The following is a 19,321-nucleotide window of genomic DNA, read 5'->3' as shown; positions in this document are numbered from 1 at the left end:
GCTAAAGGGTGGCGATCAGCGCTTCCAGCTCGGTTTCCGCCTGTTCCAGTTCCTGCAGCAGTTGTTTGTAGCTGGCATCGAGTTTGGTGATGCCTTTGGCGTCGCTGCTGCTGGCCAGGGCGGCCATTTCATTTTCCAATTCGTATTTGCGGGTGGTAAGGTCGGCGATTTTGCTTTCCAGTTTGGCGGATTGCTGTTCGGGCGTCTCGGCGGATTCGCGGCGTGACTTCTTGCCCGCCTTGGCATCCTGGCGGGCGTCGTCGCGTTCCTTGCGGCGCTGGCGCATGACCAGGTTGCGATACGCATCCAGGTCGTCATTGTAGGATTGGCAGGTACCATCGGCCACCAGCCAGAGGCGGTCGGCCACACATTCCACCAGGTGCGGATCGTGGCTGACGAGGATGACGGCGCCTTCGTAATTGTTGAGCGCCTGCATCAAAGCTTCGCGCGCGTCGATATCGAGGTGGTTGGTCGGTTCGTCAAGCAGCATGATGTGCGGGGCGTCGTGGCTCATGAGGCAGAAAAGCAGGCGCGCCTTCTCGCCACCGGAAAGTTCGCCCACCTTGGTATCGGCCTTGTGTTTGTCGAAACCGAAATGGCCGAGCATGGCGCGGATTTTGGGTTCGGCGGTGCCTTTCAGTGCTTCGCGCATGACTTCGAACGGGGTGAGGGTGACGTCCAGTTCTTCTGTCTGGTGCTGGGCGAAATAACCCACTTTCATCTTGCCGGATTTGTGGATGTGGCCTTTTTGCTCCGCGAGCTTGCCGGAAAGGAGTTTCACCAGCGTGGATTTACCGTTGCCGTTGGCGCCGAGCAGGGCGATGCGATCGTCCATGTCGATGCGGAGGTTCAGATTTTTCAGGATGGGCTTGCCGGGTTCGTAGCCTACATCCACGCCGTCCAGCGTGATGAGGGGAGAGGCGAGTTCCTGCGGCTGCGGGAAGGCGAAAGCGGTGACGCGGTCGGCGATGACGGCATCGACGATGTCCATTTTCTCAATGGCCTTCAGGCGGCTTTGCGCCTGGCGGGCCTTGCTGGCCTTGGCGCGGAAGCGGTCGACGAATTCCATCATTTTGGCCTTCTGCGCCATCTGGCGTTCGTGCATGGCCTGCTGGTTCATCATCTTCTCGGCGCGGCGGCGTTCGAACCAGTCGTAATTGCCGGTGTAGCCGACGAGCTTTTGGCGGTCGAGATGGAGAATGATGTCGACGGTCTTGTTCAGGATCTCGCGGTCGTGGCTGATGATGAGCAGGGTTTCGCGGAATTTGCTGAGATATTGCTCCAGCCAGACGAGGGCTTCGAAATCGAGGTGGTTGGTCGGCTCATCGAGCATCAGCAGGTTGGGCTCGCAGAACAGTGCAGCGGCGAGCGCCACGCGCATGCGCCAGCCGCCGGAGAAATTCTGGATGCCGGTGTTCTGTGCCGTATCGTTGAAACCAAGGCCAGCGAGGATGGTGGCGGCACGAGAGGGGGCGTCGTAGGCGCCGATTTCTTCCAGGCGGGTGTAGATGTCGCTGATGCGCTGCATGTCCTCGCAGGTTTCCACTTCCTTCAGCAGGGCGGAGCGTTCCTTGTCGAAGGCCAGCACCACATCGATGAGTGTTGTGTCGTCTTCCGGTAGGTCCTGCCTGACCATGCCGAGGCTCGCGCCTTTAGCGAGGGAGATTTCACCGCCATCGGGCGTGAGTTCGCCGGAAATCAACTTAAAGAGGGTGGATTTGCCCGTGCCGTTAGGGCCGACCAGCCCCACCCTGTGCCCTGCGGAAAGGTTGAAGGAGGTGTTGTCGAACAAGGTGCGCCCGGCAATGCGGTAAGTGAGGTCCTGAATCGTAAGCATGCGGTGCCTATAGCCTAATGCGGGGGCATGTAAAAACAAAAAACCCCGGACATGCCGGGGTTTTGTTGGTTGCGGGGGCCGGATTTGAACCGACGACCTTCAGGTTATGAGCCTGACGAGCTACCGGGCTGCTCCACCCCGCGTCACCATTACTTACCGGGCAAAGCCCGGCAGCAGCTTTTGTTTATACCGTTTCGCTTTCGCTCCACTACGGCGGGCTGCTCCACCCCGCGTCATTGTTTTCCGGGTAAACCCGGTAGCACCATTAAACCCCGGAGGGGCTGCGTTGCGCTGGTCTGATGAATCGGGCCAGTGGGTACAGGCAAAACCGCAGAAAATCTTATTCTAGTGGGGTTTTGTGTAACCAGTTTGCAATGCTTTGGTGCAAAGTATTGGGGTGATAGAAGAAATGGCTTGCGGTTGCAAGCTAATTCTCTAACTCTTTGCGCAAAGCACAAAAGCTGGGGTTTATGACCACACGGGCAGAAGCATTCAAAGCGGCACCACACCAACGGCATATGCTGGCCGTGCTGGTGGATAACGAGTTCGGCGTGTTGGCGCGCGTGGTGGGGCTGTTCTCGGGCCGTGGCTATAACATTGAGAGCTTGACGGTGGCCGAGGTGGACCAGGAGCGCAAATTGTCGCGCATCACGATTGTGACGTCGGGGCCAGAGACGGTGATCAGCCAGATTGTGTCATTGCTGGAGCGCTTGGTGCCGGTGCACCGGGTGGAGGATTTGACGCTGGCGGGCGCGCATGTAGAGCGAGAGCTGGCGCTGATCAAGGTGGTGGCGTCCGGCCAGGCACGGGTGGAGGCGTTGCGCATCGTGGATGCGTTCAATGCGCGCGTGGTGGATGCGACGGTGGAGAGCTTCGTGTTTGAAATCACCGCGAGCGCGCCGAAGGTGAACAGTTTTGTGGACCTGATGCGGCCGCTTGGCATGGTGGAAGTGGCGCGTACGGGTGTGGTGGGCATGCAGCGCGGCGCCACCAGCCTGAAGATCGAGGATGAGGCCGCGTTGGCCGATGAGCGGAAAAAGCTTGCATCGGTAGTGGTTAATTCGTAAAACCGCGGGCACTGTTTTCATCGGGGTGTGGCGCAGTCTGGTAGCGCGCTACGTTCGGGACGTAGAGGCCGGAGGTTCGAATCCTCTCACCCCGACCATGTAAAAAGGCCGCCCAGCGCGGCCTTTTTGCTTTTGGGGGTATTTTGGTCAAGCTTCTACCCACACCTGCGGCGGTTGAATGGAAAGACGGAGCGTTGCCTTGCTCCGCCCAATATGGCGATGTGTATTATTCGGCTGAAAATGGGCTGGAAGAGGCGCGGTACGTGTTTCTGGCTCAGAATGGATTGCCTGGCCGTCTGGCCGACTGTGACAGGTTTACCCTAGCGGAAACGGGTTTTGGCACGGGGCTGAATTTTCTAGCTCTGTGGCAGATGTGGAAGGCGCTGCCGGAGCCCAGGCCCGATCTTTGCTACATCACCACCGAACTGCACCCCATGAGGCCGGAGGACATGGCCAGGGCGCATGCCGTGTGGCCTGAACTGGCCGAATTAAGCGCGGCATTGCTGAGAGCTTATCCGCATCCCTTTCCGGGTGAGCATGTGCGTTATCTCGAAGGTGGGCGGATTGAGCTTCGCCTTTTGCTGGGGGATGCGGTGGAATGCCTGGCGGCGTTTGGTGAGGCACATTGCGTGGATGCATGGTTTCTGGATGGGTTTGCACCAGCTGGAAATGAAGGCATGTGGACGCAGGCCCTGTTTGCAGAAATGGCGCGGATGAGCAAGGCCGGGGCCACGCTTGCGAGCTTTACAGCCGCGGGGCACGTGCGGCGAGGGCTGGCGGCGGCCGGGTTCTTAATGGAAAAGGCCAGAGGCTTTGGCCGCAAGCGGGACATGCTGAAAGGCGTTTATCGTATTGAAGCGGCTGCGCCCGCCATGGTGAAGGGATCCCAGCCTGCAGTGGTGATCGGCGGCGGTGTGGCAGGTGTGGGTGCGGCATGGCACCTGGCGCGGCAGGGACGTGAGGTGGTGATGCTTGAGGCGGGGGATGATCTGGCCGCCGGTGCGAGCGGCAACCCCGCAGCGGCATTCGCGCCTTATTTCACGGCGGATTGGAGTGAGCGCGGGCAGCTTTATGCGCGGGGGTTCGGCCATGCGCGGCACATCTGGCAAGGGTTGAAGGCGGAAGGTTTTCAGCTTGAGGGAGAGCTTTGCGGCGTGCTTGCGCTTGAGGTGGATAAGCCGGGTAAAGACCGCCATGCACGGTTACTGGCAAAATTATCGCTTCCGGACTCGGTTATGCGTAAGGTCAGCCGTGAGGAGGCGAGGTATCTGGCGGGGGTGGATGTGCCTGCCGGGGGCGTTTTTTATGGCGAAGGCGGCTGGATGTGCATGAAAAGCCTTTGCCGGGCGCTGCTGACGCATGCAGGAGAATCTATAGAGTTCATGCCTAACAGCCGTGTAACGCAGTTGGAGCATGACGGCATTGGCTGGCGTGTTTCCATACAAGGGCAGTGCCACGCGATGTTGACTGACCATGTGGTGCTGGCCACCGGTTTTGGCGCCAAGGCGCTTTTGCCGGATTTGCCGCTGGAAGCGGTACGAGGGCAGCTGATTTCCTTCAGGCCGGATGATCGGCTGGCCAGGTTAAAAACAGTGATCAATTGGGGTGAGTACCTTACTCCCTTACATGATGGACGGATGGTGCTGGGGTCGAGTTTTGTGAGACATGATGCTTTGTCTGATATCCGGAATGATGAAGTGGATGTGTTGCTTGGCAAATTGAAGCAAATATTTCCGGGGGTGGATGCAAAGGATGTGAAGCCTTGGGCGGCAATTCGTTGCGCCACGCCTCAGCGGATGCCGTTGATGGGGGATGTTCGCGCATTTCTGCCGCAGATGCCAGCGGGGCTTTATTTGCACCTGGCGCATGGATCGCGCGGGACATTGACAGGGTTGCTGGATGGTGGACATAAATGCAGCCACTTCGAACCGATTATTCACTGTTTTGGGTGAATGGGAAGAAGTTTTGAAGACAGTGCCGAAGCATATTTTCTTCGGGCCTTCCTGATAGGTCGTTCCTGACAGTCGAATCCTCAAGCCGGGCATAAAAATGCCCGGCTTTTGCTTTTTGGCACCTTACCCCATGCCCCCGCCCACTTTGGCGGTGCGGCTGCTTTATTTTCTTTCCATATATCAGGACACACCCATGACCGAATCCCACGATAAAAAGCGGGCGGCTCCCGCGCCGTTCTGCTTGCGCCTGTCTTTTGAGGAACGGGCGAAACTGGAACAGGAGGCTGGAAATATGTCGCTGGGAGCTTATATCCGCTCCCGGCTGTTCGACAGGCCCACGCCACGCAAACGCCGCCTGCACCGCCCAGTGGCGGATCAGACGCTATTGGCGCAACTTCTTACTGCGCTTGGCGCATCCCGCCTTGCCGCTAATCTCAACCAACTGGCAAAGGCTGCAAACAGCGGCTCCCTGCCGGTCACGCCAGATACGGAACAGCACCTGCATGACGCCTGCCGTGAGGTGCGCTCCATCCGCTCCCTGCTGATGAAGGCACTCAGTCAAGGAGGCCGCGATGATTCTTGAAGGAAACCAGCGCGGCGGCGCAAGGCAAATGGCGGCGCATCTTCTGAACGTACACGATAACGAGCATGTAGAAGTGCATGAAGTATCGGGCTTTCTCTCCGATACGGTGCGCGGGGCATTGGATGAGATTTATGCCGCCAGCCGGGGAACACGCTGCAAACAATACCTGTTCTCGGTGTCGCTCAACCCGCCCGCCCATGAATCCGCCCCGGTCGAGTATTTTGAAACAACGCTGGCAAAGATTGAGAAAACGATGGGGCTGAAAGGCCAGCCGCGGGTGGTGGTATTCCATGAGAAAGATGGCCGCCGCCATGCCCATTGCATCTGGTCGCGCATCAATGCCCGCACTATGAAGGCAGTAAACCTGCCCCACTACAAGCGCAAGCTGAACGATCTCTCGAAGCGGCTTTACCTGCAATACGGCTGGGAACTGCCGCAGGGCTTCATCGACCACAGCTTACGCGACCCGAACAATTTCACCCATGAAGAATGGCAACAATCCAAACGTACGGAGGTACATCCCGCTATGACAAAAATGACATTGAAAACCGCTTGGGAACAGGCAGACAACCGCTCGTCCTTTGAAAATGCGCTGCATGAGAGAGGCTTTCGCTTGGCGCAAGGCGACAAGCGCGGCTTCGTGGTCATGGACACTCAGGGAGAAATCTATTCCCTGAGTCGCATGCTCAAGCTGAAGACGAAAGACCTGACGCAAAAGCTGGGCGATGCGGACAACCTGCCGTCCGTCGCCGAAACCCTTATCGCGTTCAATAAGCAAACGGCGGATGCATTCCGAAACGATATTGTAGAGTTAAAGACCACGGTGAAGGAGAAATACAAAGACTATCTCCATGAAATATCCGTTATGAAATGGATGCATACGAACCAGCGCCGCGATCTGGAAGCGCAACAGAAAGAACGTAAACAGCAGGAGGATCGTAATCGGTCGGCGCGTATGCCGAGAGGCTTGAGAGGCATCTGGCTCCGTATCACCGGGAAATATGGCGAGATTCGCACAAGAAATGAACAGGAACTGCAACAGTGCCACCTCCGTGACCGTGAAGAACGGCAACGGCTCATCGAACAGCAGTTACGCATGCGCCGGGAATTGCAGGAACGGGTGATCGAATATCGCCGGGGCTATCAGGAACTGCTTCTGGATTTCCGCAAGGAAATCGGGCGCTATGAAGGCATAACCAAGGAAATCCATTCGGAGATAGAAAAACCGCAGAGAACCGGTCCGAATCCTCCGAAACGCAAGCGCTCCGGCCCCAGCTTTGAACCGGGGATGTAAGCGGTGTGCCTGTTCCCCCGATTGGGGGGAACAGGCGACTTTTTACCCGCAGCGGTAAATGAGGTTTTGGCCGCCGATGCTGGTTTCGCTGTAATCCATACTTAAATCGCGGGCGATAGCGTCATAATCCAGATAGCAGTGGATACGCTCCGGGATGTCACCAAACAGCCCTTCCTCTACGAAGTGATAGGCAAGCTCTCTAAGGCTATCCATCTCGTACAGGTCAATATCGAAGTCTTCCGGGTCTCCCGTCCGGGGATCGAAGCGGTAGCCGCATTCCCCCACGGCGATAATGACGCGGATTTTCTGGTCATCGCTCCAGTCCTCACAAACTTGCAAAAACGCATCGAAATCTCCCTGATGTACTCTCAGCGATTTGAACAGGTCGGCGTCCATATCCTCGCCGTCGATGAACTGAATCTCGAATTCCTCCACCGGTGCGCCGTAATCATTGCGGCATTGCTGGCGCTTACTCTGGTACTCTTCCACGCTCTCGAAAAAGAAACCGCTCGCCGAAATATCGTAAGGCTGGGCATATAACCGTGTCATCACTACCTCCTGAATTAAGAATGGGTTGCATGCATGCAACCCTGCCTCGTGGCGAACAGGGGGTGTGCAAACGGAAGGAAAAATCGACAAGGTTGGTGCGGGCCGGAGGGCAACGCCCGACTACACGGCCTTGTCTATTTTTCTTGAAGTGCGCCGAGGGCCCAGCCCTAAGCTTTATTTATTATTTCATTTCAATCGTTTAAAATTTTTCTATTTTATAGCATTATTCTAATAAAGAGATCAATCTGTGCGATAGGTCGCTAAAAGAGTAATATTCCTCAAGCGCAAGCTATTCACGATCACGGACACCGAACTAAGCGCCATTGCAGCACTGGCAAAAATCGGACTTAGGAGAATCCCGAAGAAGGGATACAGCACACCGGCTGCTACCGGCACACCGAGCGCATTATAGACGAAGGCAAAGAACAGGTTCTGCCGTATGTTCCGCATGGTGGCTCGGCTCAAATGCCTTGCCCGTACAATCCCCATCAAATCCCCTTGAATGAGCGTGATACCCGCGCTCTCCATTGCCACGTCTGCGCCGGTTCCCATTGCAATGCCAACATCGGCTTGTGCTAAAGCAGGAGCATCATTAATCCCATCACCGGCCATAGCCACTTTGCGGCCTTGTTCCTGCAATTTTCTTACTGCCGCATTTTTTTGATCGGGCAGCACGTCCGCTTCCACTTCCTCAATGCCTACCTTTTTGGCAACTGCCATTGCGGTTGTTTTATTATCCCCGGTCAACATCACCACGCGTAAGCCATCGGCTTTTAGCTGCTTGATGGCATCCACGGTGGTTGTTTTGATTGGGTCGGCCACAGTGATAATTCCTGCGGCCTTGCCATCGATGGCGACAAACATGGCGGTTTGCCCTTGCGCCCGGTATGCATCGGCCTGGCCTTTCACGCCCGCCGCGTCAATCCCCAGAGTTTCTAGTAAAGCGATATTCCCCAGCGCTACTTTTTTGCCGTTGATAATGCCAGTCACGCCTTTGCCAGTGATTGATTTGAATTCGCTGGCATTGGTTAGGTTTGCGCCTTTTTCAGTTGCGCCAGATACAATCGCTTCTGCTAAAGGGTGTTCGCTGCCGCGTTCGAGACTAGCAGCAAGTTCCAGCACTTCGGTTTGTTCAAAGCCCGCCGCCGCCACTACCGACATGAGTTTAGGTTTTCCCTCAGTGAGGGTGCCGGTTTTATCGACAATCAGCGTATCTATTTTCTCAAAGCCTTCCAAGCTTTCAGCATTTTTAATCAGCACACCGGCTTTTGCGCCTCTGCCGGTTCCGGCCATAATCGACATAGGCGTGGCAAGGCCCAAGGCGCATGGGCAAGCAATAATTAATACCGCAACGGCGTTAAGAATGGCATAGCCAATTCGCGGTTCCGGCCCGAATACTCCCCACACAATAGCAGCGATGATGGCCACTAAAATTACCGCTGGCACAAAATAACCTGAAACCTTATCGGCCAGCCGTTGAATCGGTGCGCGGGTACGCTGGGCTTTGCTCACCATATCGACAATTTGCGCTAGCATGGTTTCATTGCCGACGTGCTCTGCCCGCATGGTAAAGCTACCCGTGCCGTTGATGGTTGCGCCCGTCACCTTATCGCCGGGGAATTTTTCCACCGGCACAGGCTCGCCGGTAATCATGGATTGGTCAATGGCGCTTGAGCCTTCCAGCACCGCGCCATCCACCGGCACTTTTTCGCCGGGACGCACACGCAACACGTCGCCTTGCTGTATTTCCGCCAGCGAGATATCTTCTTCCCTTCCATCACGAATCACCCTCGCGGTGGCGGGCGCTAAATCAAGCAGCGCACGCATAGCACTGGATGTTTGAGCGCGGGCTTTGAGTTCTAGCACTTGTCCCAGCAGCACCAGCGCCGTAATCACTGCGGCGGGTTCAAAATAAACAGCGGGCGCTACACCTTCACTCAATAATCCTGCAAGCAGCTGTGGAGTAAGCGTGACAATAACGCTATAAATATAGGCCACGCCCACACCTAGGCCGATCAGCGTAAACATGTTAGGGCTTTTATGCTTCAGCGATTGCCAAAAGCGCTCATAGAACGGCCAACCGCACCACAGCACTACTGGTGTGGATAACGCCAGCTGGAGCCATATCGCTGTTCGGCTCATAAGGAATTCATGCAAGCTGCCACTGACGATGTGCGCTCCCATGCCTAAGAACAGTAAGGGGATGGATAACACCGCCGCAATCCAGAAGCGACGTGTCATATCTTTTAATTCCGGGTCATCGCCTTCGCTTTCAGCGATGTTTTCAGGTTCAAGCGCCATGCCGCATTTCGGGCATGTGCCGGAGCCGATTTGCCGTACTTCCGGGTGCATCGGGCAAGTGTAAATAACATCCTTGCCGATGGCGGGCTGTACTGTAGGCGCTGGCTTGTGATGACCGTGGCAGCAACTTCCATGCGCTTTAACAGGCTGGGTATATTGGTTAGGATTGGCCGTGAATTTTTCCAAGCAACCCTTGCCACAAAAGTAATAATCGTTATCGCCTAAGCGGGTATGATGATGCGCTTTTTCCGGGTCAACATTCATACCGCATACCAAGTCTTTCACGGTATAGGTAGCTGAGGCTTGGTGGTGATCGTGTTTCATGGCTTTACATTAGTTTAGCTGCGATAAAGGCGAAATAGAAGCCTACGGAGTACATGGCGAGTGAAAACAGGAAGATACCGAGGCTAAAGCGGCGCATCCGCATACAGGCTTTGGCTTTTGCTGGGTCGGCGGGGCATGGCGCATTGCGCGTGAGGTAGCGCATCGTCCCGGAAAGGGTGAGCATGATACCCGCGAAGATGAACAACCCCACCTTATGTTCCGATAGCCAGATCAGTTGCGGGAACGTGCTTACCAGTCCGATTACTGCCGCGCCCGCTCCGATAGAAACCAGCAATGCCGGTAATGCGCAGCAAAACAGCGTGCTGAATGAGCCAAAAAGAGCAATCGTTGAAACTATGCCGTGGCTTGCGCGTTTTTCAGGATGCATTATTTTTCTCGCGTAATTCCGGTGACTGTGTAACCGGCATCCGTAATCAACTTGGTTACAGTGGCGTCATCCATCGTTTGGCCTTCCTTCGTTCCGATTGTCACCAGTTTGGTTTCCAAATCCACATGCACCGATTCAACAGCGGATTCAGCCTTGAAGGTCTTTTCTATGCCGGTGGCGCAGAAAGAACATACCAAGCCGGTGACGGAAGCCTTGATGGTTTCCGCATTGGCGGCACCGGCCATGAGTGAAAAAATAACGGTGGTGAGTAAAAATTTTCGCATAATTCCTCCTTAAAATTGTAATACCCAGTTAAACATGACGTGATCGTTGCTGCTGTAACCAGCTTCCACCAGCGTTGTTTTGTAGAAGAAGCGCACCAGTGGCGTAACCACCACATTATCTTCCTTGGCCGGGTGATAATCGACCTGCACCATGAACCAAGTATTTAAGTCATCGTAGTTCGCAAGATATGGCGCAAATCCAACACGCGCCCGCTGCCATATCGATTTCTCAAAATCGCCCGCGAACATGCCGCGAATTTCGTAGGAAGTAAAAATACGGCGAGTCTCGTAATCAGCCAGAATACCCGTCCATGCGGAAAATTCATCGTCACCCTTCCAATGCGATACGCCAGCGCCGGTCATGCTGAAAATATTGGCCTGACCGTCCGGCATATTCCAACGCTTGACCAGATAATTCACCTGCGGGCCGATAGTCGTAAAATCTTTATCTCCGCTTTCTTTCTTTGCATATAGCCCCAGCGCGAGCTTGGGATCGATGGTGTAATCCATTGAAAGGGTATGGCCGGTTTCGTCATTTTCCTGCATCACCATGAAGCCATCAACATAGGAAATAGGCTTGGATTCTGCTTCCCCAGGCAGACTGAAGGATGCTATTGCCACTGCCAGAATTACCAGTGATTTTGCTTTTTTCTGGATGTGGTCAAGTATCGGACAGGCTTTCGCGCTCGTGCTGTCACCGGGGCAAGCCTTCACCAGTTGAGAAAGAACCTTTTTGATTGCCTTGAGTTCAAGGATTTTAGCTTCGGCTTCGATGATTTTGCCCTCTGTATGTTTCAATACTTCCGCGCAACTGGCCTGATCGGAGGTGCTTAAAGTGAGTAGTTGGCGAATCTCAACCAGCGTAAATCCCAACGCTTTTGCTCCGCGAATAAAACGAACAACGCTCACTGCATTTTCCTCGTATAGCCTATATCCGGCGCGTGAGCGTGAAGATGCTTTAAGCAGCTTCATCTTCTCGTAATAGCGCAGCGTATCCGCCGTAGTGCCGGTTATTTCCGCTAATTTTCCTATGGTCAATTCTTTCATAAGCAACTCACTTTTTTACATCTTACACCTTGGAGCACACTCTAAGGTCAATATCAAAAAAAGCCCCTCATATTTTGAGGGGCTAATTTCCTTAATATCCCAATAAGAATCACAACTTTTCTTCAAATTCCGGCACTGGCCTTTCCTGCGCTTTATCTTGGGTGGAGGCGAGGCCGTTGGCTTCAATATCGTTTATTAGCCATTTCATTTCATCGATTTCCTTGCGCTGGGCTTTGATAATTCCATCCGCCAGTTCACGCACCCGTAAGTCTTTGATTCCGGCTCGTTCGCTGGTCAAAATGGCAATAGAGTGATGGGGTATCATCGCCCGCATGTAGGATGTATCGTCCACGGTGGTTTGGCTCCGCACCAGAAACAATGCCGCAACGAAAATAACGGCGCTACCCGCGTAAATAGTCAGATTGCGCTTTTTATCCTTGTACATGCCCAGCATGAAACTCAGCATGACCACCGCCATCGCCGCTCCCATTAAAAACGCCATGTAAAGCCGTGTTTCACTAAAAAACACATGATCGGCCTGATAGCTATTGAGGTAGGTAAGCCCGAACATGACAAGCGTGGATGTTAAAATCATTAATAGAAAACGGATATAGGGTGACATGCTTACCTCCTTGTAAATTTATCACAGCTTATTTTGGCGAACGTCCCATAAATATAAAATACTGTTTTAAGACAACAATCACCCTCCGCCTTGCCATCGCCGGAGGGTGATTTCGCCTTAGTTCTTCTTGATCGAGTTTATAGTGTAATCATCTTTGCCTTGCGGTTTGAGAGTGAATGACACGGCATCGCCTTCCTTCACACCGGACAGATCAACATCGCTATCGGCAGTGAAGTTCATGGTCATTGTCGGCCAGCCGAGAGCCTTGATCGGGTCATGTTTCAGCTTGATGGTATGCTTGCCAGCATCCACACTCACCACTTTACCCGTTGCCGCCACATCGCCACCCGCAAATGCCTTGGAGCCAGCCGGGGTGTTTACACCGCCTGCGGTTTCACCTTTTTCAAGTTTTTGCGAGAGTTTGTGGTGATCCATTGATTTTGTTTCACCGGGTTTGGAGGCATGGCCTACAATCAGCGTGCCTTTCATGCCCAGTGCTTCATGCGGATGGCAGTGGAATTGATAGGTGCCGGGAACGGTGAAAGTATAAGAAAACTTATCACCTTTCTTTTCGTGCATGGGTGACATAATCATTTCGTCCACGCTCTTTGGCACATTGACGAACATCACTTCATGCATCTCATCCTGAGCGTTTTCAAATACCACCGTATCACCGGGTTGAATGGTAAGTTTATCCGGCGAGAAGTAAGCCTTACCTGTGTCGGCATCGGTAACTTCCCTGATCGTGACTTCTTTTGCAAATGCAGGCGTAGCTGCCAGCATCAGCGCTGTGGTAAGCAATAATTTCTTCATGGAATTCTCCTTTAGATTGGTTGATTAAAACATGAGGCGAAGGCCGATAGCGCCGACTAACTCATCCTTGTCCTCGCCATCGCTTTCAGCGATAGACGCGGTTTCACCGAACTTCCGGCCATAGTGAACGTCTATGTATGGCGCGAATTTTTTGGTGAATTCGTACCGGGTTTGGAGCCCGATTTTGCCGTCCGCTATCCCAGCGCCAATATCCTGCTCCGGCACATCCTGCGCGGAGAGGTTGACTTCGGCATAAGGCTGCAAAATGAGTTTCTGCGTAATCAGGATATCGTTTTCCTCGCGCAGCCGTCCGGTCACATCGCCGTGCTCGCTAACGAAAAGATGCGCCTCGGTTTCAAAATAATAAGGCGCAAGGCCTGTGAAACCCGCCACGAAATACCCAGTGCCGCGTGGCTCAAAATCGTAGCGAAGTCCGGCCTGTGCATCCCAGAATGTCGAGATATTGCGGCTGTACATTGCCCATAACTCGGCTTCTTCCAGCTTGCCGTCTTTGTGTTCGCCTTCAGATTTAATCCATAGCTTGTTTTCATCGGTGCCTATCCAGCCATCCAAATCCCAGCTGGAAACACTATCGCCACGACTCACGCCGGTATCCGTTTCAAGCCGGAACATGTGGAAGGTTTCGCCACCATGTTCCATCTTAAATCCCTTCGCATTCATTCCGGCCATATCTTCCGCCAATGCAGGCACTGCCAGCGTGAGCGAGAAGCATGAAGCCAAAAGGTATGTTTTAATGCGTTGCATGGTGGCCTCCGCTGGTTGCTGGTGTTGTAGTGGTTTTTGCGGGAGGCGGCACATCACCGGGGTCGAGCTTGGCGACCACCACTTTGGTCATCATGCCTGCCATCATGTGGTAAAGCAGATGGCAATGAAACGCCCATTCGCCCGCTTCATCCGCTGTTAGCAGCACAGAGTACGAGCCTCCAGGCGGCACAATGACCGTATGTTTATTTGGTAGTTTTTCGGCGGGCTGGCCGTTTTCGAGCTGTACAAACATGCCGTGCAGGTGCATGGGGTGCGCCATCATGGTTTCATTCGTGAAGGCAAGCCTTACCCTTTCGCCGTAACGCAACTTGATAGGCTCCGCTTCGCTGAACTTCTTGCCGTTGATCGTCCAGATGAAGCGCTCCATATTGCCGCCCAGCTTCACATCAATGGTGCGCTCCGGCTGGCGGGTATCCTTCTGGATTCCGGCATAGCGCAGATCGGCATAGGAAAGCGCCTTATCGCCTTCCGGCGTTCCGGCCTTCGCCCAGCCGCTAATCATGTCGGCGGGGGTCATCTCCATGTCCGGGTCATCTTTCATCATCATTTCCATGTTCATATCGCCCATCGTGAGCAAAGCGCGTGGGCGCAGCGCAGGAATCTTCCCGCGTTGTCCTTCGGATGTGGCCAGCGTGCCAATGGCAAAGCCACTACGGTCGATGGATTCAGCGGCGATGGTGTAGGGCTTGCTATCCTGCGGTGTGACAATCACATCGTAGGTTTCGGCAGGGGCGAAGCGGAATTCATCCACCGCCACCGGCTCGACATTCTGCCCGTCAGATTGCACCACACTCATTTTCAGGCCGGGAATACGCACATCGAAAAACGACATGGCCGAAGCGTTGATAAAGCGCAGACGCACGCGCTCACCGGGCTTGAATATACCTGTCCAGTTCTGCTCAGGTGATTTGCCGTTGGTCAGGAACGTATAGCCGGTCACATCCGAAAGATCGGTGCGTGCCATACGCATATCGCCCCAATCCTTCGCATCATTCCATGCCTTATCCCATCCGCGCTCGCCTACATCCTTGAAAAAATCACCGATGGTCAGGCGGGCATTGGCGTAATAATCCGACATCATTTTGAGGTTGCTCATCACCGTATCGCCATCTTCCTCAATGAAATCCGAAAGCACGATGACATAATCGCGGTCAGCCTTGATGGTTTCTTTCTTTGGCGCGGCGATGATGGAGCCATAAAGCCCGTCTTGCTCCTGCGCCATGCTGTGCGCGTGATACCAATAGGTTCCGCTTTGGCGGATATGGAAACGATAGGTGAAGGTTTCGCCGGGGCGGATGCCGGGAAAGCCATTGAAGGTCGGCACGCCATCCATCGCCGGATCGATCAGCAGCCCGTGCCAATGGATAGAGCTATCTTCCTTCATTTTATTCGTGACGTGAATCACCACATCATCGCCTTCGGTAAAACGAAGGGTGGGCGCGGGAATGCCACCGTTTACAGTGACTTTCTCCATCGTTTTTCCGGTGATATTCACGGGCAAACGCTCGATGGTTAAATTATATTGAGTGGTCTTGGCGTATGAAGGTGTGGAGATTGCCCCTACCACCAGCAGCGCCACCATCCATAGACGATGTAATCGCATAACTAATCCTTGATTTACGTTGAAATGCCACCATACGCGGAAAGCGCACGGGTAGCGTAAACAGCAAAAGGATTAGGCTTTGGGAGGGCGTTTCAAACGATTCGGCAGCGCGGAATCGACAAACTGACTGTCGAACGCAAAAACAAGACTGCTGGTGGAAACAGCGGAAATGGAGTTGCCGCCATTGCCAAGATATTTGGAAAGGCTGTGGCAGTTACCGCCGACGCACTTACACATGCCTTTATCGCAGCATTTGTCGGAGGTGCCATTGTCATTCTGCGCGTTCTTTTGGGAATCCCCTTTTGCTTCACCATGGCCGTGGCAATCATGGCCTTTAGCGGCTTTGGTTTGGGTGTTTTGAACAGCTTTGGCACCATCATGAGACATCGCATGAGACATAGACGGTGCGAAGCTCGTGGTCATCACGAGTGCCAATATCAGGACTATACCAAGGAACTTTTGCATATCAATAATCATACAATAATTCTAATATTTTGCAAGCCTTTGCATCTGATCCTTACTTACTAAGTTCGGTGCTTTGTTAGTCTAAACCTTGAATTATGAAAGATGCCCAGGATGTGGCACAGCGAGAGGGATGCAACGGGAGAGCGCAGCGTCTCCCTTGCCAAGCGTTTTGTATTACAAAACACAGCTTGCGGTACGTCTGAATAGCCTCCCCCAGCACCCAAGCAGAGTTTTTCGAACCAGCTTTCAAACGAAAGTAGTGCGTCAGGTACATTCTGGATTTGCCCTGTTTTCGCGGCCCTGTCAGCACCGGCAAACAGACCGATCAAAAGCAGGCCTTCATCGCATCCATGATCATTTTACGGCCAGCTTTCTCATTCTCTTCAACTAAATTCCTGATCCAAGGAATATAGTGCACATAGCTTACTTGGTTCGAAAGCTGGGTCATCGCGCAATCACAAGCAAGTTGCGGGTCTCGAACGCCTCTTGTAGAGGCTTGAGCCAAGCACATATGCCTTGCATCATTAATGTCGCTGTTCTTGTTCCAAAGCGTAAGGAGAACAATCCCGAAGATTGCCGAAATATAGACAACCTTCTTCTTCGACCATTTTAAGGGTAACTCATTTTTAGATTCATTAGACATAATAAACTCTCCGAGCTGGTGATCGGGGAGTTCGAAAAACCTGTCTTCTGGAAAGGTTCGCACATGCCTTTGGGCTTTCGCCTTGGACATACGCATGTGCCTCCCCGACCATAGTCGAGGAGTATGAATGACGGTCATACTTATGCCGCCAGAAGACAGAGGTTTCGACGCCCCAAAGTGGCAACGGCCACTTATATTATGAAGATAGATAACGACATTTCGAGAGTCAACGGGAACCAGACTCTTTAATGAATGAGCAAACCGCCCACAAGGAGAGAAACGACGCGTTAAGCTGGCGAGGCTTTCACTTAAAGGAGGTTTCTATGGCAAAGCGCAAACATACGGAATACAGGCCGGATTACATTCCGGCGCATGAGCGAGAGGAAACGGAGAACCGTCCTCCGCGCGGCAAGAAGGATAAGGCGGCGGAAAAGCCCATGCTGGATTCCATCCTTTCCGCCGTCCCGGACATGCCTTCTTTCATCGGCAATCTTGTTGCCTTGCCGGATCGCAAGGAAGCCTCAAGGCTGGTGAAGGAACAAGCCGGTCTGGTATTCGATACGGTGCATGGGGAAGAAATCCGCCGATTGGAGACGGAACTTGCCGATATCGAAATCCAGAACGAACAATCGCGCAAGGCGATTGACCGGCATCATCATCAACTGACCTCCACCAGCCCGACCGTCAAATCCGCCGCCTATTTCGGCGGCAATGGCGACGAAGCGGAAAAGGTCAAAATGCCGCTGCGCGACAAGCTGGTGGGGTGGCTGTGCATCCTGCTGGGCAGCATTGTCGTCGTAATGGGGGCGGGCAATATCTACTCTACCGTCATGGCGGCTGGGATTCCGGTTTTTCTCGACCATCCGGCGCTGGCGCTCATGCTGGCGGCGATGGTGCCGATTGGCAGCGTTGCGCTGAAACATTTCACGCAGTTCATTACGCATGACCGGGCCTATTATCTCTATGTCTATACCGTCTATGCCGCGACGGTGCTTTTCATGCTGGCATGGATCGTCCAGTTCGCCGCGACGTTCGGGGCCGCGTCCTCCGGGATCGACTGGAACAGTTTTACGACCGACGCGGCGGAAGATGGCGGGCATAGCGGCGCGTCCTTCGTCATCGTGCAATTGCTGGCCGATATCTTCGTCGGCACGTCCCTCTTCCTCGCCGCCGGAAACCGTTTTTCCCTATACGAAAAAACGACCCGACGCCCCAACCCGGACTACAGAGAGAACAAGAGCAGTCTCAAGGAATTGCGGGAAGATCATGCGCCGATGGCCGATAAGGTCACGCAATTGAAGGGGCGTTTAGAGCCGCTTCGCGCCGCCCGGCAAGTCTACGTCAACAATCAACTGGTCGCCTACCTCAAACGCGCCGCCCGTTTCGACGACGCGGCGTAGGTCTTCACAATTTTTCAAAGGAGTATGATTATGAAACCCTATCTTCACAAAGCTCTTGCTGTTCTAGCTACCGCAACGCTGCTTGTCTGCTGCGGGAATCCCGCTTTCGCTCAAGGTTTGATCATCGGCATTGCGCCCTCGGCTGTGCAGGGCAAGGAAGCCTTGCAGTATCTCACGCGCCGGATTCAGCCGGGAGAAGAAGCCTTGCTGTTCGATGCATGGAACCTGCGGGCACTCGGCACTTTCGCGGTGCCGAATAATGCCTCCTATCGCAGCGAGAAAGCGAAGCTCAACGTCAACCGCGCACTGGTCGGCAAGTTGCTGTCACTGGACGGAACGGGATCGGGCGCGGTGCGGCTACCGCAGTTTCTGGATTTTCTCGGTCGCAACCATGCGCCGCTGGCCGATACCGATATCGTGATTCTCGGCTCGCCGCTCTATCTCGATCCGGCGCAGCCGGAGCAAAGTATGAACGGCGGCAAGGTGCCGAATGACGGGTATTTCAACGCCGCGCCGGATGTGACGCCGTTCAGCCTGCGAGGTAAGGGAAACCTGCTGGCCGGGGCGCGGGTCTATCTTGGCTTCGCCGGGCATGAGCCGGTGCCGGGCAGCAAGCATGCCTACTGGGTGAAACGGTTCTGGACGTTGTTCGTCGAAGGCCACGGCGCGGTGCTGTCCGGTTTTACTGGCGACCGGGAAACGTTGTGGAAACGCGTATCCGATCATGCGGGCAAACTGCCGCATGATTTTATCCGGGAAGACACGGATAAAATGGAAATGATGCATATCCGCATTCCCGTCCCCGGAGACGTGTCGATCTTCGAGCGGGAACTTTCCGCCAATCCGGTCACGCCGGAGCGTTTGCATCACGCGCAGAATGTCGAAATCGGCATAAGCTGGGATTGCCCGTTCTGCGACCTCGACCTGCATGCCCGCCCCGGCGAGAAAGCGGACGTGCTGAATTACCAGCATACGCAAAGCGCCGAAGGGGTTTACCGCAAGGATTTTCTGAACAGCCCCCGTGCCAGCGGCGGGTTTGAAACCGTCGCTTTTAACGTGCCGGTGGATTTGCACAAAACCCTGCTGGCGGTCAACTGGTATGGCGGCGCATCCGGGGCGGGCGTCAAAGGCGAAATCCGCATTGCTCTGGACGGGGAAACCTTCGCCCTGCCTTTCGCCTTTACGCCCGGTCGGGGTAATGGCGGCACAGGATTTAATGAGACGATGGGCCAAGCAAAACCCGCCAATGGCAACTGGCTCGTTCTCGACCCGCTGCATATCGTTGGGGCCGGACAATAAGCCGCATACATAAGAAAACCCGAATCTTTCAAACCCGCCCATGTTCCGGGCGGGTTTTTCTTAT

The 19,321-nt window shown here is 54.2% G+C and carries 18 protein-coding genes and 2 tRNA genes; 7 read left to right on the top strand and 13 right to left on the bottom strand.

Annotation, left to right across the window (positions count from 1 at the left end; all coding sequences use genetic code 11):
• Window position 1 precedes the first annotated feature (1 nt).
• Entirely contained in the window at window positions 2-1,837 is a 1,836-nt protein-coding gene (locus tag GC177_00955) for an ATP-binding cassette domain-containing protein (protein ID MBI1274524.1), read from the bottom strand.
• 66 nt (window positions 1,838-1,903) lie between these two features.
• Window positions 1,904-1,980: transfer RNA gene (locus tag GC177_00950), tRNA-Met, on the bottom strand.
• A 327-nt stretch (window positions 1,981-2,307) separates the two neighbouring features.
• On the opposite strand from GC177_00950, the gene ilvN reads away from it, so the two are divergent.
• The 5 genes from ilvN (at window position 2,308) to GC177_00925 (ending at window position 6,733) form a co-directional block, all read left to right on the top strand.
• Window positions 2,308-2,904 (top strand): acetolactate synthase small subunit, encoded by a 597-nt coding sequence (ilvN, locus tag GC177_00945; protein MBI1274523.1) that lies wholly within the window; start codon window positions 2,308-2,310, stop codon window positions 2,902-2,904.
• Window positions 2,905-2,925: 21 nt separating this feature from the next.
• A tRNA-Pro gene (locus GC177_00940) sits at window positions 2,926-3,002 on the top strand.
• Window positions 3,003-3,047: 45 nt separating this feature from the next.
• Window positions 3,048-4,856: an FAD-dependent 5-carboxymethylaminomethyl-2-thiouridine(34) oxidoreductase MnmC gene (mnmC, locus tag GC177_00935; GenBank protein MBI1274522.1), complete on the top strand. Its 1,809-nt coding sequence runs from the start codon at window positions 3,048-3,050 to the stop codon at window positions 4,854-4,856.
• Between the two features lie 193 nt (window positions 4,857-5,049).
• Window positions 5,050-5,439 carry a hypothetical protein gene (locus GC177_00930; GenBank protein MBI1274521.1) on the top strand — a complete coding sequence of 130 codons (390 nt, stop codon included), beginning with the start codon at window positions 5,050-5,052 and terminating at the stop codon, window positions 5,437-5,439.
• A 28-nt stretch (window positions 5,440-5,467) separates the two neighbouring features.
• Entirely contained in the window at window positions 5,468-6,733 is a 1,266-nt protein-coding gene (locus GC177_00925; protein ID MBI1274520.1) for a relaxase, read from the top strand.
• Between the two features lie 42 nt (window positions 6,734-6,775).
• Here GC177_00925 and GC177_00920 read toward each other — a convergent pair whose 3' ends face one another.
• The 11 genes from GC177_00920 to GC177_00870 all read right to left on the bottom strand — a co-directional run bounded on the left by GC177_00920 (window position 6,776) and on the right by GC177_00870 (window position 16,654).
• On the bottom strand, window positions 6,776-7,282 hold the full coding sequence (locus GC177_00920; protein MBI1274519.1) for an antirestriction protein ArdA: 507 nt from the start codon (window positions 7,280-7,282) through the stop codon (window positions 6,776-6,778).
• A gap of 240 nt (window positions 7,283-7,522) precedes the next feature.
• On the bottom strand, window positions 7,523-9,907 hold the full coding sequence (locus tag GC177_00915; GenBank protein ID MBI1274518.1) for a heavy metal translocating P-type ATPase: 2,385 nt from the start codon (window positions 9,905-9,907) through the stop codon (window positions 7,523-7,525).
• 4 nt (window positions 9,908-9,911) lie between these two features.
• Window positions 9,912-10,295, bottom strand: coding sequence for a hypothetical protein (locus GC177_00910; protein MBI1274517.1), 384 nt, complete (start codon window positions 10,293-10,295; stop codon window positions 9,912-9,914).
• Entirely contained in the window at window positions 10,295-10,579 is a 285-nt protein-coding gene (locus tag GC177_00905) for a heavy-metal-associated domain-containing protein (protein ID MBI1274516.1), read from the bottom strand. Before GC177_00905 ends, GC177_00910 begins: the two co-directional genes overlap by 1 nt.
• A 9-nt stretch (window positions 10,580-10,588) precedes the next feature.
• Window positions 10,589-11,626: a MerR family transcriptional regulator gene (locus GC177_00900; protein MBI1274515.1), complete on the bottom strand. Its 1,038-nt coding sequence runs from the start codon at window positions 11,624-11,626 to the stop codon at window positions 10,589-10,591.
• Window positions 11,627-11,735: 109 nt separating this feature from the next.
• Window positions 11,736-12,248 carry a DUF305 domain-containing protein gene (locus GC177_00895; protein MBI1274514.1) on the bottom strand — a complete coding sequence of 171 codons (513 nt, stop codon included), beginning with the start codon at window positions 12,246-12,248 and terminating at the stop codon, window positions 11,736-11,738.
• A 117-nt stretch (window positions 12,249-12,365) separates the two neighbouring features.
• Window positions 12,366-13,061: a hypothetical protein gene (locus GC177_00890; protein ID MBI1274513.1), complete on the bottom strand. Its 696-nt coding sequence runs from the start codon at window positions 13,059-13,061 to the stop codon at window positions 12,366-12,368.
• A gap of 24 nt (window positions 13,062-13,085) precedes the next feature.
• Entirely contained in the window at window positions 13,086-13,826 is a 741-nt protein-coding gene (locus GC177_00885; GenBank protein MBI1274512.1) for a copper resistance protein B, read from the bottom strand.
• Window positions 13,813-15,429, bottom strand: coding sequence for a copper resistance system multicopper oxidase (locus tag GC177_00880; GenBank protein MBI1274511.1), 1,617 nt, complete (start codon window positions 15,427-15,429; stop codon window positions 13,813-13,815). Before GC177_00880 ends, GC177_00885 begins: the two co-directional genes overlap by 14 nt.
• Before the next feature lie 93 nt (window positions 15,430-15,522).
• A complete protein-coding gene (locus tag GC177_00875) occupies window positions 15,523-15,927 on the bottom strand; it encodes a hypothetical protein (protein ID MBI1274510.1) in 405 nt (134 codons plus the stop codon).
• Window positions 15,928-16,240: 313 nt separating this feature from the next.
• Window positions 16,241-16,654, bottom strand: a complete 414-nt coding sequence (locus GC177_00870; GenBank protein ID MBI1274509.1) for a hypothetical protein — start codon at window positions 16,652-16,654, stop codon at window positions 16,241-16,243.
• Window positions 16,655-16,881: 227 nt separating this feature from the next.
• Between GC177_00870 and GC177_00865 the strand changes: the two genes are divergently transcribed.
• Window positions 16,882-17,958, top strand: a complete 1,077-nt coding sequence (locus GC177_00865; protein ID MBI1274508.1) for a hypothetical protein — start codon at window positions 16,882-16,884, stop codon at window positions 17,956-17,958.
• A 30-nt stretch (window positions 17,959-17,988) separates the two neighbouring features.
• On the top strand, window positions 17,989-19,257 hold the full coding sequence (locus GC177_00860; GenBank protein MBI1274507.1) for a hypothetical protein: 1,269 nt from the start codon (window positions 17,989-17,991) through the stop codon (window positions 19,255-19,257).
• Window positions 19,258-19,321: the final 64 nt, after the last annotated feature.

The sequence above is a fragment of the bacterium genome (assembly GCA_016124905.1).
Taxonomy (GTDB): Bacteria; Pseudomonadota; Alphaproteobacteria; order Rickettsiales; family RI-342; genus RI-342.
This window is presented reverse-complemented; position numbering and strand designations above follow the sequence as displayed.